This window comes from Corynebacterium sp. TAE3-ERU12, assembly GCF_019209905.1.
Lineage (GTDB): Bacteria > Actinomycetota > Actinomycetes > Mycobacteriales > Mycobacteriaceae > Corynebacterium.
The window spans coordinates 244,950-259,489 of record NZ_JAHUTM010000002.1 but is presented as its reverse complement, the minus strand read 5'-3'; the positions used below and the strand labels follow the sequence as shown (position 1 = coordinate 259,489).

At 62.1% G+C, this 14,540-nt stretch carries 14 protein-coding genes; 3 read left to right on the top strand and 11 right to left on the bottom strand.

Annotation, left to right across the window (positions count from 1 at the left end):
* Nucleotides 1–21 precede the first annotated feature (21 nt).
* Nucleotides 22–1,992: a DNA primase gene (gene dnaG / locus KRX51_RS07630; protein WP_255549539.1), complete on the bottom strand. Its 1,971-nt coding sequence runs from the start codon at nucleotides 1,990–1,992 to the stop codon at nucleotides 22–24.
* A gap of 15 nt (nucleotides 1,993–2,007) precedes the next feature.
* On the opposite strand from dnaG, the gene KRX51_RS07625 reads away from it, so the two are divergent.
* On the top strand, nucleotides 2,008–2,442 hold the full coding sequence (locus KRX51_RS07625) for a ribonuclease domain-containing protein (RefSeq protein ID WP_218362537.1): 435 nt from the start codon (nucleotides 2,008–2,010) through the stop codon (nucleotides 2,440–2,442).
* Here the strand turns inward: KRX51_RS07625 and KRX51_RS07620 are convergent.
* Nucleotides 2,439–3,731 (bottom strand): deoxyguanosinetriphosphate triphosphohydrolase, encoded by a 1,293-nt coding sequence (locus KRX51_RS07620; RefSeq protein WP_218362536.1) that lies wholly within the window; start codon nucleotides 3,729–3,731, stop codon nucleotides 2,439–2,441. The genes KRX51_RS07625 and KRX51_RS07620 overlap by 4 nt on opposite strands.
* Here KRX51_RS07620 and KRX51_RS07615 point away from each other — a divergent pair, their 5' ends adjacent.
* Complete coding sequence (locus KRX51_RS07615) at nucleotides 3,732–5,897, top strand: YgcG family protein (RefSeq protein WP_218362535.1); 2,166 nt, start codon at nucleotides 3,732–3,734, stop codon at nucleotides 5,895–5,897.
* Here the strand turns inward: KRX51_RS07615 and KRX51_RS07610 are convergent.
* The 3 genes from KRX51_RS07610 to KRX51_RS07600 are packed head-to-tail and all read right to left on the bottom strand — an operon-like array spanning nucleotide 5,894 to nucleotide 8,388.
* Nucleotides 5,894–6,295 (bottom strand): hypothetical protein, encoded by a 402-nt coding sequence (locus tag KRX51_RS07610; protein ID WP_218362534.1) that lies wholly within the window; start codon nucleotides 6,293–6,295, stop codon nucleotides 5,894–5,896. The two genes, KRX51_RS07615 and KRX51_RS07610, sit on opposite strands and share 4 nt — an antisense overlap.
* The gene (locus tag KRX51_RS07605) at nucleotides 6,292–6,951 is read right to left on the bottom strand and encodes a hypothetical protein (protein ID WP_218362533.1); all 660 of its coding nucleotides are present in this window, start codon (nucleotides 6,949–6,951) and stop codon (nucleotides 6,292–6,294) included. Before KRX51_RS07605 ends, KRX51_RS07610 begins: the two co-directional genes overlap by 4 nt.
* A gap of 51 nt (nucleotides 6,952–7,002) precedes the next feature.
* Nucleotides 7,003–8,388, bottom strand: a complete 1,386-nt coding sequence (locus KRX51_RS07600) for a glycine--tRNA ligase (RefSeq protein ID WP_218362532.1) — start codon at nucleotides 8,386–8,388, stop codon at nucleotides 7,003–7,005.
* Between the two features lie 139 nt (nucleotides 8,389–8,527).
* Here KRX51_RS07600 and KRX51_RS07595 point away from each other — a divergent pair, with 139 nt between their 5' ends.
* A complete protein-coding gene (locus KRX51_RS07595; RefSeq protein WP_218362531.1) occupies nucleotides 8,528–8,959 on the top strand; it encodes a Fur family transcriptional regulator in 432 nt (143 codons plus the stop codon).
* 8 nt (nucleotides 8,960–8,967) lie between these two features.
* Here KRX51_RS07595 and KRX51_RS07590 read toward each other — a convergent pair whose 3' ends face one another.
* Genes KRX51_RS07590 through KRX51_RS07565 form a run of 6 tightly spaced genes read right to left on the bottom strand, consistent with a single transcriptional unit; the run spans nucleotide 8,968 to nucleotide 14,519 of the window.
* Nucleotides 8,968–9,702 carry an isoprenyl transferase gene (locus KRX51_RS07590; protein ID WP_218362603.1) on the bottom strand — a complete coding sequence of 245 codons (735 nt, stop codon included), beginning with the start codon at nucleotides 9,700–9,702 and terminating at the stop codon, nucleotides 8,968–8,970.
* Between the two features lie 47 nt (nucleotides 9,703–9,749).
* On the bottom strand, nucleotides 9,750–10,550 hold the full coding sequence (gene recO / locus KRX51_RS07585) for a DNA repair protein RecO (protein ID WP_218362530.1): 801 nt from the start codon (nucleotides 10,548–10,550) through the stop codon (nucleotides 9,750–9,752).
* Between the two features lie 6 nt (nucleotides 10,551–10,556).
* Nucleotides 10,557–11,486: a GTPase Era gene (era, locus tag KRX51_RS07580; protein WP_218362529.1), complete on the bottom strand. Its 930-nt coding sequence runs from the start codon at nucleotides 11,484–11,486 to the stop codon at nucleotides 10,557–10,559.
* The gene (locus KRX51_RS07575; RefSeq protein WP_218362602.1) at nucleotides 11,483–12,835 is read right to left on the bottom strand and encodes a hemolysin family protein; all 1,353 of its coding nucleotides are present in this window, start codon (nucleotides 12,833–12,835) and stop codon (nucleotides 11,483–11,485) included. The genes era and KRX51_RS07575 overlap by 4 nt, the downstream gene beginning before the upstream one ends.
* Nucleotides 12,836–12,876: 41 nt before the next feature.
* Nucleotides 12,877–13,428, bottom strand: coding sequence for an rRNA maturation RNase YbeY (ybeY, locus tag KRX51_RS07570; protein WP_218362528.1), 552 nt, complete (start codon nucleotides 13,426–13,428; stop codon nucleotides 12,877–12,879).
* Nucleotides 13,425–14,519 carry a PhoH family protein gene (locus tag KRX51_RS07565; RefSeq protein WP_218362527.1) on the bottom strand — a complete coding sequence of 365 codons (1,095 nt, stop codon included), beginning with the start codon at nucleotides 14,517–14,519 and terminating at the stop codon, nucleotides 13,425–13,427. The genes ybeY and KRX51_RS07565 overlap by 4 nt, the downstream gene beginning before the upstream one ends.
* Nucleotides 14,520–14,540: the final 21 nt, after the last annotated feature.

Sequence of the window (14,540 nt, the reverse complement as noted above, 5' to 3'; positions counted from 1 at the left end):
GGGCTGGTCTCGCACACTGTGTTAGTGCGGGTTCGGCCCCCGTTGGGCTTCCTCATTGAGCTCACGCCGGTACTGCTCAAGACTGATGAGGTCAGCAAAAAGCCGGTTGTAGTTGGCGGTATCGCGTTCTGGGTTCATGCGGGTGAGCGCCCCACGTACCTGGGAGATCTGGCCGCTGACCCAGGTAGCCTGCAACCTGGCGATAAGCCCCGCCGCGTAGGCCTCGATCTGGTCCGGGTCGACTGGGATATCTTCCACCCCCAGCTCGGTAATCAGCGATTGCACCGTGGGGTCGTCCACAGCCTCATAGAGGTCGGCTATCCACTGTCCCCCACCAGCAGAATCCGCCGCCCCACCAGCCTTTTTCATGGCCGCGAAAATGGCTTGGAAGGCCGGGTGGGTAAACACCTCCGGGGCGAGCTCATCGAAAACCGGGCCCATCACCGATGGTTCCTGCACGGCTACCCGCATCGCTTCGCGCTGGAACTGCAGCGTTTTATCGCGCGGGTCCGGGCGGGAAATTCTTGGCTTAGCGGACTGCTGCTCATCACGGTCTTTTTGTTCGGCCAACCGACGCCGACGCCGCTGTGCGGGATCTTCTTTTTTCGGGGCATTGGCTTGTTCACGCACCTGGCGCACCAACTCGGCCTCATCGTGGTAGCCAATCCACCCGGCCACCACCCGGGCGTACTCGTCTCGCAGGGCGGTATCGCGAATATCAGCCAGCACCGGCACCACCCGGCGGATAGCGTTGACCCGCCCATTGGGGGTGTCGGTATCAAAGTCAGTCAGCAAGGTGCGCAGCACAAAGTCAACGATTGCGGTGCGTTGGGCAACCAGGTCCCGCACTGCCTCATCGCCGCGCTCTAGACGCAGGTCACAGGGGTCCTCGCCGGGTGGGGCGACGGCGACAAAGGACTGCCCAGTAAATTCCTGGCTTCCCTCGAAGGCGCGCATAGCAGCTTTTTGTCCGGCCTCGTCCCCGTCGAAGGTGTAGATAATTTCGCCGCGGAAGAAGTCGTCGTCAAGCATGAGGCGCCGCAATAATTGCAGGTGCCGCTCACCAAAAGCGGTGCCACAGGCAGCCACGGCGGTCGTTTCGCCAGCAGCGTGCATGGCCATCACATCGGTATATCCCTCCACCACAATTGCGCGGTGTGAGGTGGCGATATCGCGTTTGGCCAGGTCGATGCCGAAAAGCACTTCGCTTTTCTTGTACAGCATCGTTTCTGGGGTGTTCATGTACTTGCCCAGCTTGTCGTCATCAAATAATTTGCGGGCACCAAAACCAATGACATCGCCGGCCATATTGCGAATCGGCCACAGCAGGCGCCGGTGGAACCTGTCGATAATGCTGCCGCGCGAGCTGGGCTTGGCCAGGCCGGCCTGTTCCAGCTCTTTCTCGGTGTATCCCAGGCGCATCAGGTGCTTAGAGAGGGTGTCCCACCCAGCTGGGGCATAACCGCAGCCGAAGGTGTGTGCATGCTCGCGGGTAAACCCACGATCTTTGAGGAAATCTCGCGCCACCTGGGCATCTGGGGTGTCCAGTTGTTGGGCGTAGAACTTTTGTGCCTCATTATTGGCAGCCAATAGGCGACGCCTGCTGCCGTGGTCTTCGCGCCGCCCCGTGCCGCCGCCTTCGTAGTTAATGCGGTAGCCAATCCGGTCCGCGCAGGCCTCTACTGCCTCCGGGAAGGTCAGTTGCTCCATTTCCATGAGGAAGTCGAAGACATCACCACCTTTATCGGTGGAAAAGCAGTGGTAATAGCCATGGTTGGGGCGCACATGGAAACTCGGCGTGCGCTCGTCTTTGAATGGGCTGAGCCCCTTGAGCGAGTCGGCTCCGGCGGACTTGAGCTGAACGTATTCGGAAACAACCTCCTCGATGGGGGTATTTTCACGAATAGCCCTCACATCGCTGTCCGGGATACGTCCTTTGCTCATGGCGACTACCTTAGCCGGGCCCTGGACATCGCTCACTGAGCCGGTCATGCCACGATGGTGCCCATGAGTTCTTCGCGCGCTCCTTGGCGCTATCTTGTTGCCGCGATGGCGGCCCTTGGTATCGCGGGCACCTGGTTTGCCGTGGATACCGAGCCCACCCCGAACTCCTCAGCGACGCAGTCTGGGCAGTCTGGGCAGGACCAGTGCCCCACCGACACCCTGCCGGAGGAGGCCGAGGAGACCATCGACGCCATCCTGACCGACCAGGATCAGATGTTCACCCATCACGATGGGTCGCATTTCGGCAATTATGAGCGCCGCTTGCCTTTGCAGGGCAGCGATTATTACCGCGAATACACTGTCGACACCCCTGGGGTGAATCACCGTGGCGCGCGGCGCATTGTGGTTGGTGGCGGCACCGAAAATGACCCCGAGGTGTGGTACTACACCTCAGATCACTATGAGTCGTTCTGTCTTATCCCCGATGCCGAGGATTAGCCATAAGCAGCGGAAATAGCGGCGATTTCCTGGTCCATGCGCTGTACCCGCGACTCCGTCATGGAAGCAATATTGTCCACAATCACCCGTAGCCGCGCGGCATCATCGTCGGCATGCTCGTAGAACCACTGGAATACGGGGTCTAATCCACCCGGTGCTGCCTGGATGAGGTAGTCCGCGATGCGGTGCAGGCGTTCTCGCTCTCGTGCTTGCCGACGCTGATGGCGCGGCATATCCATCACATAGAGCACCGCAATAGCTTTGAGCATCACCACCTCGGCCTCAATATCGGCCGGAACGGTCAGGTCTGCGGTATAGCGCCCCAGGGGCTTATCGGTGCCGACGGTGGCGCGGGTACCGGCGACCGCAGCGGTGACGAAACGGCCCACCAATTCAGAAGTCATGCGTTTAAGCGCCACCGCCGCCTCCAGACTGTGCACCCCCTCAGCCGCGGCCTGCACCACCGGCAAGGACGCAAGCCGGCCTGCGGCCTCCACGAGTTGTGCGGGGTCACCGCCGAATGCCTGGGCGCCCTTATCGGCAAGGGCGGCGAGTTCGACGGTGTCCCAGAGCACGTCGAGATTGATCCGCTGCGACAAGATGCCGTCTTCGACATCGTGTACTGAGTAGGCGACGTCATCAGACCAGTCCATGATCTGTGCTTCCAGGCAGCGTCGGCCTTCGGGCGCGCCTTGGCGAATCCAGGCCAATAGCTGCGCGTCTTCTTCATAGGCGGAGTATTTGCGGCGGGTATTGCCCTGCGGGTCAAGCGCGGTCCACGGGTATTTCGCGGAGGCGTCGAGTGCTGCGCGGGTGAGGTTGAGCCCACATGGAGCGCCGGTGGCGTCGAGGATTTTGGGTTCGAGGCGCACCAGGATGCGCAGGGTTTGGGCATTGCCTTCGAACCCTCCGCAGTCGGCGGCGATCTCGTTGAGTGCCACTTCCCCGTTATGCCCGTAGGGAGGGTGCCCGATGTCATGGGTGAGTCCGGCAAGGTCTGCCAGGTCGGGGTCGGCGCCCAGTTCAGCAGCGATACCGCGCGCTATCTGGCCCACTTCTAAGGAGTGCGTTAACCGGGTGCGTGGGATATCCCCATCGCCTGGGCCAACGACTTGTGTCTTATCGGCCAGTCGCCGCAGCGCGGCTGAGTGCAATACCCGGGCCCGGTCGCGGGCGAAGGCACTGCGGTGCGCATCTGCGCTGTGGGTCCCGTGTTTCATCGAGCCCTTCGGGGCTTCCGAGTGCATGCGGGCGAGGTCATTGTCGTCGTACGCGTACTGCCTGGCCATATGACCATCATGCACGGCAGCCGGGCTAAGGTGCCGCAGGCGCGGCCTACGCTGGTGCGTGCTGCAGCTTTGGTGCACGGTGTCCAGCCGACACATATCCTTAAAGACATGATTCGTCCGTTGCCTTCTCGTTCCCTACGTCTGGCTTGTTCGCTGGCTGCCGCCGGCGCGATTGTGGTGTTGCCCGTCGCTGCCCCGGCTGCGGTGTCCCCGCTGCCTACTGCTGCTGCAGAAGCCCCGCAGCGTTATTCCGAACCGCTGGTCGACCAGGCCGGGGTGCTCTCTGGTGGGCAGGCGAGGCAGCTGTCGTCGGAGTTGACGAAGCTGCAGCAGGACGAAGGCATCAAGCTCTACATCGTTTACGTGCGCACCTTTGATGGGTTGCCTGGCGATCTGTGGTCGCAGGAGGCCTTAAAAGCTCAGGGGATGGCCGGAAATATGGTGGTTCTTGCTATCGCCACTGAAGAGCGGGTTATCGGTACCACCACAGGTATTGACGTTGCAACAGCTGACCAGGACATCACCGATGCCGCACGCGATGTACTGTCTCAGAACCCTTCCGATCCGGACTGGGCTGCTGCGGGCATGGCCGCCATTGACGAGGTCCGCGGAGTCAGTGGCGGCGCTGTTGCTGCCGTGCTCGGTGGCGGTGCATTAGCCGCTGCTGCTGTGGGTGGCGGTGCTGTTGCGTGGTCAAGTAAGCGCCGCAAGAAGCGCCTGGCTGAGCAGCTCGAAGGCGCCCGCCAGTTGCGTCCCGACGATGTCGACAGCCTGGATTCGCAGCCCACGGAGGTCCTCGAGCGGCTGGCTGAAGAGGAATTGGCTTCCACTGACCAGTCGGTGCGTACTGCGGCTCAAGAACTGGATGTGGCCCGCAGTGAGTTCGGCGCCGACCGCACTCGTGATTTGGTCTCTGCGCTCGAGCATTCCCGCAAAACCTTGGATCGGGCCTTCCGCATTCATCAGGGTGTGGCCCAGAGTGCCCAGTCTGAGCCGCAGCAACGCGCCGCACTTTTGGACATCATCACCACGTGCGGCACCGCGGATGATGCGTTAGACGCCAAGGCCGCTGACTACCGCGAGATGCGTCAGCAGTTGATGAACGCGGATAAGGCACTGCCTGAGATCACTCAGCGCATTATTGCCGCCCAGACCCGAAAGGAAGCCGCGGAGCAGAAGCTAGCAGGCCTGCAGCAGCGTTATCCGGCGCACCTGCTGGCCTCTATTGCGGATAACCCCGAGATCGCCGAGGCCCATATTCAGGCAGCGGAGGAGGCGGTTAATGAGGCCCGTCCGCAGCTCAACCTGCCCGCTGGCCAGCAGGGCGGCATTATCGATGCGATGCACGATGCGCAGGTGTCGCTGAACCAGGTCGATCAGTTATTGGCTGCTATTGAAAACGCCGATAGCCGTATCCGGCAGGCGCAGAAGGATCTTGGTTCCCTCCACCAGGAGGTCAGCACGGAGGTTCAGGAAGCCCGTCGGCTGCTCAGTTCCGGCGGCGGCAGGGTTGATATCGACGCTTTGCAGGCTGCGATTGCCGCTGGTGAGACTGCGCTGAACCACTCGACGGCCAATGGTGAGCAGGACCCCTTAGGTGCCTGGACTGAGCTTTCCGACGCTGACGCCGCACTTGATGCCGCACTCGAAAACGCCCGGGAAGCAGCTGATGCGCACCAGCGGACCCTGTCGACATTGTCGTACTCGCTGCGCGATGCCGACGCCCATGTCGATGCTGCCGAGTCCCTTATTGCAACCCGCGGTCGCATCGTGGGCGGCACTGCCCGCACGCTGCTCAATGAGGCCCAGCAGCAGCTTGCCGCTGCCCGCCAGCATGCGCAGGTGGTTTTCGATAACCGCATCCCGGCCGGCCAGGAATTGGTGTTCCCGCGTCAGGCAATCGGTGAGGCCCGGGCTGCTGCGCGCACTGCCCAGCAGGCCGAAGCCCGCGCCACTCGGGATATTGATGAGTACAACGACCGGATGCAGTACCAGGGCCGCGGCGGTGGCGGCGGCAGCTTCATTGCTGGCGCCGTGATCGGCTCCATGTTGAGCGGCGGCGGTGGCGGCGGAGGGTTCTCCGGCGGTGGTTTCGGTGGCGGCTTCGGCGGCGGTGGTTTCGGCGGCGGTGGCGGCTTCGGCGGTTCTAGCTCCGCTGGCTTCTAGCCTTTCAGCACGCCCGGGCCGTCAAGATAACCGCAGCTCAGAAGTGCTGCGATAAGCAGGTCTTCGGCGACGGCCGGGCTTCCTTGCGCCTCCAGGATGACCCGGCCATCCCGGGGCACCTTAGTGTGCGCCACAGCTGTGCCCGCAGCGCGCACGCTGCGGCCAAACCCCATCAGTTGGCGCTCCATTATGAGCTGCCCATTATCACCACTCAGCCTCATCGCGGAGGTGGTCAGCCCCCGCGGGGTGGCCCGCCACTGGCCCTTAGGGCCGGTGATAGTCAGGGTGCGCCCGGAGGCCATCACGGACCATTGTGCTGGCTCGGCAATGGTCCTGCCCCGGGCATCGGTAATGCTTCCCGCAGACCAGGTCCACGGCAGGTGCGCAGCGTTGCTCACAGCATCCAGATATACGTCAGGTACGCAATCAGGAGCAGCAACACCAGGGTCAGCACCCAGGTGGCGCTGATCATGCGGGATTCCAGCACGTGCCGCGCAACCCACGACAAGAACACCTTGTGCTCGTCGGGCAGGTCCTTACCGGCGGGGGTGTCGTACTGGATTTCTGCGTGCCGCACACCGTGATTAGCGCCCGTGAACTGGCCGAGCTTCACGCCGGAGGTGTTCTCCAGCACGTAATTCTGCGAACTCTCGCACACAATGACCACACTGTCATCGGCCTTGGTTCCGGTACCAAAATCCACCGACAGCCGCTTCGCCCGCGAGACACTGCCCTTATCTTCGGCCTTGGCCGTAAAACAACGCCCATCAGGCAGGTTGGCGATGAGGCGGGCCTTGTCCACCTGGTCGACATCCCAGCTCTCACCGCCGGAATTAATGGCTTCTTGCTTGCCGACGCGGACGTATTCCGCCACCGCGGTGCCATCGCGAAGAATGGGGGCGGTCACCGTCTCCCCGTTTTTCTCCTGCTCGCCGAGAGTCCACGATTCCCACGACACCACGGTGCCGTCGTCAAGCTCAACGCTATTCGCGCCGAGCTTTTCGACGTCGCGGTCGTGCGAGTCGCGGTGTGGGCTGTGATCCGAATTGCTCATCTGCCTGGCTTTCTGTTGAACAACGCGCGGTTAGGCGTCAGCGATAGCGCACTAGCAACCGATGAGGCGCTGGGCGAGGAAGCCCTCGAGCTCATCGATGGACACGCGCTCCTGTTCCATGGTGTCACGATCGCGCACAGTCACCGCATTATCGTCGAGGGTGTCGAAGTCCACGGTCACACAGAACGGGGTTCCGATCTCATCCTGGCGGCGGTACCGGCGGCCAATAGCACCGGAGGTGTCGTAGTCGATCGCCCAGTGCTTCCGCAGCTTGGCGGCCACGGCCTCCGCGGTGGGGGTGAGCGTGTCCTTCTTCGACAGCGGCAGCACCGCAACCTTGATCGGCGACAGGCGCGGGTCCAGCTTGAGCACGGTGCGGGTGTCCGTACCGCCCTTGGCGTTGGGTACTTCTTCCTCGGTGTAGGCGTCACAGAGGAAAGCCATCAGGGCACGGGTCAGGCCGAAGGACGGCTCAATGACGTAGGGCACGTACTTCTCGCCGGAGACCTGGTCGTGGTAGCGCAGGTCCTCACCGGAGTGCTCAATATGGCAGCCCAGGTCGTAGTCGGTGCGGTTGGCGATACCCATCAGCTCGCCCCACTCATTGCCGGAGAAACCGAACTTGTACTCCACATCAATAGTGCGGTCGGAGTAGTGGGCGCGATCGTCGGCAGGCACATCGAACTGGCGGACATTATCCGGGTTGATGCCCAAGTCCAGGAACCAGTTCCAGCACGCATCGACCCACTCGTCGAAAGCGGCCGGGGCCTCGTCTGGCTTGACGAAGTACTCGATCTCCATCTGCTCGAACTCGCGGGTACGGAAGATGAAATTGCCCGGGGTGATCTCGTTGCGGAAAGCCTTACCGGTCTGGCCGATACCAAACGGAGGCTTCATACGTGAGGTCGTCATCACGTTCTTGAAATTGACGAAGATGCCCTGCGCGGTCTCGGGGCGCATGTAGTGCAAGCCCTCTTCGTTATCGACCGGGCCCAGGTAGGTCTTCATCAGGCCGGAGAACATTTGCGGCTCAGTCCACTTACCCGGCTGACCAGTTTCGGGGTCCGGCACGTCGGCAAGCCCATTCTCCGGCGGGTGACCATGCTTGGCCTCATAGGCCTCCAGCAGATGATCGGCGCGGTACCGCTTATGGGTGTGCAGCGACTCCACCAACGGGTCAGTGAAGGTCTTCACATGGCCGGAGGCCTCCCACACCGGGCGGGGCAGCACAATGGAGGAATCCAAGCCCACGACATCAGCGCGGCCGGTCACGAAAGTCTTCCACCACTGGCGTTTAATATTTTCCTTCAGCTCAGTGCCGAGCGGACCATAATCCCAGGCGGAGCGAGTACCGCCGTAGATCTCGCCGCAGGGGTACACAAAACCCCTGCGCTTGCATAGATTTGCGACAGAGTCGACAACGGACTTGGCGGCCATAGTCTTGACGGGCTCCTTGACTGGTGGACGTGGCTTTACCACGCCCACTTTAAGCCATATCGCAAGATTGATGCCCACCGGTATCCACCGCGCGGTGCAGGTAGCCTTTAAACGGAGAAATGGAAGGTGGCCCAAACACATGAGGCAGCAACCCGGACTCAAAGTCGGCGCCGCATCGAGTCCCCGCATCGGCGTACGCAGCACCCGGCAGCGTACCGCCGTGATCGGCGTGCTGCAGGAGAAAGACAACTTCAGTTCCGCCCGCGATATTCACAGCGAACTCGAGCACCGCAATATCCACGTCGGTCTCACCACCGTCTACCGCACCCTGCAGTCCCTCGTTGACGCCGGCGCAGCAGATGTTTTGCACACCGATAACGGCGAAGCCCTCTACCGCCTCTGCAGCGATGATCATCACCACCACCTGGTGTGCACCGAATGCGGGGCAACCGTAGAAATCAGCGGCGGCCCAGTGGAGAAATGGGCACGCCAACTAGCCGCCGAGCATGGCTACACCATGACCGGGCACTCCGCCGAAGTCTTCGGCGAATGCGGTAACTGCCAGCACTAACAACTGGGCTAACGGGTACCACCAAAGCGGCGGTCGCGCTGGGCGTATTCCACCACCGCGGCCCGCAGGTCCTCCCGGGTGAAGTCCGGGAACAGCTTGTCCTGGAAGACCAGCTCGGCATACGCGGACTGCCACAACAAGAAATTCGAGGTGCGCAACTCACCCGAGGGGCGCAAGAACAAATCCACATCAGGCATCTCGGGCTCATCAAGCAGCTGCGCAAAACTGCTCTCCGTAATCGATTCCGGCCGGATCTGCCCGGCCGCCGCCTGGCGAGCAACCTCGCGGGCAGCGTCGACGATCTCCGCCCGGCCGCCATAATTGACGCACATATACAGCGTCATCCGGGTGTTGTCGGCGGTGCGGTCCTCGGCGGTCTCCAACTCGCGGATAACAGAGCGCCACAAGCGTGGCCGACGCCCCGCCCAACGCACCCGCACCCCTTTGGCATTGAGGTCATCGCGCTGCCGCCGCAACACGTCGCGGTTAAAGCCCATCAGGAAGCGCACCTCATCAGTGGAGCGCCGCCAGTTTTCCGTCGAAAAAGCGTAGGCCGACAGGTGGCTGACACCCATTTCCAGGCAGGCGTCGACACAGTTCATCAACACCGCCTCGCCGCGCTTATGCCCCTCAGTACGGGCCATCCCACGGTTTTTCGCCCACCGGCCATTACCGTCCATGACCAGCGCAATATGGTCCGGCACGAACTGTTCCGGCACCGGCGGATGCAACGGCGCAGTCAGGTCATACGGGTCGAAGGGGGCTGCGTTAGAAGTGCTCACCCCTCCCATCATGCCGGAGCGGCGCCACCAGATGTGGGCGCACTACCGCGCTGCCACCGTGGATCAGCCAATTCCAAAGCCGCCACCCGGCGGCCAATATGCCACTGCAAGTGCGCCACAGTCAGATTGCGCGCCGTGGACAACAGATGCCCGAAACCGGGGTCCTGGCTGGCAGCAGCCACCGCGTCGAGTTTGTCATTCAATAACCACCACATCAGCCGCAGCACCTCAGTAGGCGGTGTGGCCGCACCCGGCGGTCGGCACTCCACGCACACCGCTCCCCCAGCTGCGGGGCTAAACGCGTGGTGCGGGCCCGGCTTGCCGCACTGGGCGCAGTTGAACAGGCTGGGCTCCCACCCGGCGATCCGCATGGCCTGCAATAAATGGGCACACAGCACCGCCTCCGGCTGCGCCGCGGCGGCGTCACCGTCGGCAAGCATCGCCAGACTACGGCAGGTTAAGTCATAAAGCTCCGGCTGGGGTTCTTCCTCCCCACAGAGCCGCTCAGAGGTCTCTAACACCGCGCAGGCGCAGGTATATCGGGCGTAGTCGTCGACAATCGGCGCGGCCCAGGTACGCAATGTGTCGGCGGTGGTGATGGTGTGCAGATTACGGCCCGGGTAGAGCTGCACCTCAGTTTCGACAAACGGGCTCAGCCGGGAACCGAACCGCGACTGGGCGCGGCGCACACCTTTAGCAACCGCCCGCACCAGCCCATTGGTCCTGGTCAAAAGGACAATAATGCGGTCAGCTTCGCCAAGGTCGTAGCGGCGCACCACCACGGCACGATCGCTAAACGGGCGCGCCATAGTGGGCTAGAAACCCAATCGGCCCAGCGACTTCGGGTCGGACTGCCAATCCTTGAGCACCTTCATGCGCAGGTCAAGATAAATATTGGTGCCCAGCAGGTCCATGATCTCGGCACGGGCCTTACGCACCGTGGACTTCATCCGCTTGCCGTCCTTACCCATCAAAATGAGCTTCTGGCCCGGGCGTTCCACATAAATCACAGCGTGAATATCAGTAAGGCCCTTGCGGGACTCATCAGGCAGAATCTCATCGACCTCAACAGCCACGGAATGCGGCAACTCATCACGCAAACCACCCAGGGCGGCCTCGCGAATAAGCTCCGCAATGCGGGTTTCAGTGTCCTCATCGGTGACATGGTCACTGGGGTAGAACTTCGGCCCCTCCGGCAAATGCCGGGCAATCACCTCGACCAGGGTGTCCAGGTTCTCCCCCGACTCACTGGAGACCGGCACCAATTCCACATCCGGGCCCAGCAACTCATGCAGGGCCATCAACTGACTGGCTACCGCATCGCGGCCGGCAGCATCGGTCTTGGTCACCAACCCCAACAGTTGAGTATTCGGGGCTTCGCGCCGCACCGTCTCCAAAATCCAGCGGTCACCAGGGCCGATCTTTTCGTCGGCAGGCACCGCCAGAGCAATGAGATCGACGTCGGTATAGGCCTCATGGACCGCGTCATTGAGGCGCTGGCCAATGAGCTTGCGGGGCTTATGCAGGCCCGGGGTGTCGACCACAATGATCTGGCAATCAGGGCGATGCACCACACCACGCACCGCGTGCCGGGTCGTCTCCGGCTGGTCGGCGGTAATGGCGATCTTCTGCCCCACCAACGCATTGGTCAACGTGGACTTGCCGGTATTAGGCCGGCCCACAATAGAGACAAAACCGGAGCGGTGTCCCTCGGGTGCGGCAAATGGGTCAGTGGACTCGCTCATCGGTGATCTTCCTGGTCGTGGTCACTATGGTCATGCTCATTATCGGTGCCGGACTGGCTTATTGTGACGGAGCCGCCGTCGGTGCTTACTGGAGTATCCAGCAGGCTCACCACAACAGTATCGACACGCATCCGGCCCCGGCGGTCCTCACCGCCTTCGGCAATCAACTCCAGGCCCGCGATGGTGACATCAGAACCCGGCAGCGGCACCTTGCCCAGCCCATAGGCAAGCAGCCCAGAGACAGTATCGACCTCATCGAGCACCTCATCGTCGAATTTCACTTCCACATCGAGCTGCTCATCGTAGAGTTCCACCAGCTCATGCAGGCCAAGCCGGGCCACCACACGGTACTTACCGGGGCCCAGCTCGGTGATCGGGGCGACTTCTTCACTGTCGTACTCATCGGCGATTTCGCCGACGATTTCCTCCAGGATGTCCTCAATGGAGATAAGCCCAGCCACACCGCCGTATTCATCAATCAAAATGGCGATATGGATACGGGTGCGCTGCATCTGGTCCAGCAGCGAATCCAGGGACTTCGAGTCCGGGACGAACAACGGGTCCCGCATAATATTGCGCACCGGCGGCGGCGCCTGGTCCGAACCCTTGGGCTGGTGGGCCACCAAGTCCTTCAAATACACCACGCCGACGATGTCATCCGCGCCATCACCAATCACGGGAATACGGGAGTGGCCGGAGCGCACACACAACCGTGTTGCCAGATCCGCGGTGGCGTCATCTTCGATCCACACCATCTCAGGGCGGGGCACCATCACCGCCCGCGCCGAGGTCGATGCCAGGTCGAATACGGACTGGATCATGCGGCGCTCATCGGTGTGCACAATGCCGCGCTCCTGGGCGATATCGACCATCTCGCGCAGCTCCACCTCTGAGGAGAACGGCCCCTCGCGGAGGCCACCACCAGGGGTGATGATCTTGCCGATCCAGATCAGCAATTTCTCAATCGGCCCGAATAGGGCCAGCAGCGCGCCTAAGGGCATGGCGGCTACCAGAGCCACCGTGTACGGGTTCTGGCGACCCATCGAGCGGGAGACCACGCCCAAAATAAGGAAGGCGAAAAGGGTCATCACCACAATGATGCCCACCAGTGCCTGCACGCTGGCGCCAAACAGCTCCAACATCAGGCTGGTCACCAGCACCGAGCCGGTAACGGAAAAGAATGTGCGGCTAAGCACCAACAGGTTGACATAACGCGCCCGAGAATCCAGCACCCGCAACAGCGAGGCCGCCCCGGCGCGTTCGTCCTCCAACAGCTGCTGCACCCGAGCCCGCGACAGTGATTTCACCGCCACTTCAAGAGTGTTGACCACCGCGCCCATCAGCAGCATGACGACCGCGATCACAATGATCCAGATATGTTCACCCACAGTTATCGCTCCTCATCGAGCGCGGCGCGATCGGCGGCAGTGGGGAATGCGCCGGGGCTGACCGGCTTATCCGGGAAATCCACGCCACGGCGATCAATATCGTCATACCAATCCGCCAGCAGCCCGTTCTGCAAGGCAAACATGCGCTTTTCCTCAGCGGCATCGACATGGTCGTAGCCCAGCAGGTGCAGCACACCATGCACAGTCAGCAGCACCAATTCATGCGACAGCGGGTGGCCGGCACGAGTGGCCTGGCCGGCGGCGAAATCGGGGCACAACACAATATCGCCCAGCATTGATGGGCCAGGAGCGGCGGCGTCGGGACGCCCCGAACCTGGGGTGAGTTCATCCATCGGGAAGCTCATCACATCAGTCGGCCCCGGCAAATCCAGCCAACGCACGTGCAGGTCAGCGATGGTGTCTTCGTCGACGAGGTGAATAGACAGCTCCGCGTCGGGGTGCACATCCATCCGGCCTAGCGCATAGCGGGCGACATCAATGAGGGATTCCTCGTTAATGCCGGCGCCGGATTCATTAAAAACTTCGATGCTCAACTACCCATCCTGTCGTTCGTGCGGCCGCGTCGGCGCGCTTGTTCTTGGCGGCGTTCTTCGGCGTCCCAGTCGTCGTAGGCCCCCACGATTGCAGACACCAGGCGGTGGCGCACCACATCTTCGGCATCCAGTTCCGCAAACGCAATACCGTCTAATCCAGGCAGGATCTTGCGCACCAGGTTCAACCCGGAACGCTGCCCACCGGGCAAGTCCACCTGGGTGGCATCACCGGTGATGACCATTGTGGAGCCGAAGCCCAACCGGGTGAGGAACATTTTCATCTGCGCCGGGGTGGTGTTCTGCGCCTCATCGAGGATGATGAAAGCGTCATTGAGGGTGCGGCCGCGCATATATGCCAGCGGGGCGACCTCAATCACACCGGCCTCCATCAGCTTCGGGATGAGCTCGGGGTCCATCATGTCGCGCAAAGCGTCATGAAGCGGCCGCAGGTAGGGGTCGATTTTGTCGTGCAGGGTGCCGGGCAAAAAGCCCAGGTTTTCGCCGGCCTCGACCGCCGGGCGGGTGAGGATAATGCGCTGCACTTCCTTGCGCTGCAGGGCCTGCACAGCCTTGGCCATCGCCAAGTAGGTCTTACCGGTACCCGCCGGGCCGATCCCGAAGATGACGGTGTTGTCATCAATGGCGTCGACATAGCGTTTCTGCCCTAAGGTTTTTGGCCGCACCACTTTGCCCTTGCGGGAAATGATGTCGCTGGCCAGCACCTCCGTGGGGGAAACACCGGGGATGTCTTGGCTGACCAGTTCGACGGCGCGGACCACCGACTCGCGGGAGAGTTCATGGCCGCGGCGGGCCATATTCTCGAGCTCACGAAAAACCCGCACGCCTTGGCTGACGTATTCGGCCCGGCCGGTCAGCCGCACTCGGCTACCGCGGACGTGGATATCGGCGGATAGGAGGTTCTCCAGCTGGCGCAGGTTACGGTCGGCCGGCCCTAGAATGACCGGACTGAGCTGCGGGTCTAGGTCCAGGATTGCTTGCGGCGCGGTTGGGGGCGCCTCGGCGGGGTCGGCAGCAGTGTGGTCGTCCGTCACTCGGATCGGGTTCCTCAATTCTTTGGCGATGCGGCTCATGCCGCGGTATTAGGCCTGATT

Coding starts and splice junctions, on each gene's coding strand:
- dnaG (WP_255549539.1), bottom strand. CDS start 1,992: ATGACCGGCTCAGTGAGCGATGTCCAGGGCCCGGCTAAGGTAGTCGCC.
- KRX51_RS07625 (WP_218362537.1), top strand. CDS start 2,008: ATGAGTTCTTCGCGCGCTCCTTGGCGCTATCTTGTTGCCGCGATGGCG.
- KRX51_RS07620 (WP_218362536.1), bottom strand. CDS start 3,731: ATGGCCAGGCAGTACGCGTACGACGACAATGACCTCGCCCGCATGCAC.
- KRX51_RS07615 (WP_218362535.1), top strand. CDS start 3,732: ATGACCATCATGCACGGCAGCCGGGCTAAGGTGCCGCAGGCGCGGCCT.
- KRX51_RS07605 (WP_218362533.1), bottom strand. CDS start 6,951: ATGAGCAATTCGGATCACAGCCCACACCGCGACTCGCACGACCGCGAC.
- KRX51_RS07600 (WP_218362532.1), bottom strand. CDS start 8,388: ATGGCCGCCAAGTCCGTTGTCGACTCTGTCGCAAATCTATGCAAGCGC.
- KRX51_RS07595 (WP_218362531.1), top strand. CDS start 8,528: ATGAGGCAGCAACCCGGACTCAAAGTCGGCGCCGCATCGAGTCCCCGC.
- recO (WP_218362530.1), bottom strand. CDS start 10,550: ATGGCGCGCCCGTTTAGCGATCGTGCCGTGGTGGTGCGCCGCTACGAC.
- era (WP_218362529.1), bottom strand. CDS start 11,486: ATGAGCGAGTCCACTGACCCATTTGCCGCACCCGAGGGACACCGCTCC.
- KRX51_RS07575 (WP_218362602.1), bottom strand. CDS start 12,835: ATGCTGCTGATGGGCGCGGTGGTCAACACTCTTGAAGTGGCGGTGAAA.
- KRX51_RS07565 (WP_218362527.1), bottom strand. CDS start 14,519: ATGAGCCGCATCGCCAAAGAATTGAGGAACCCGATCCGAGTGACGGAC.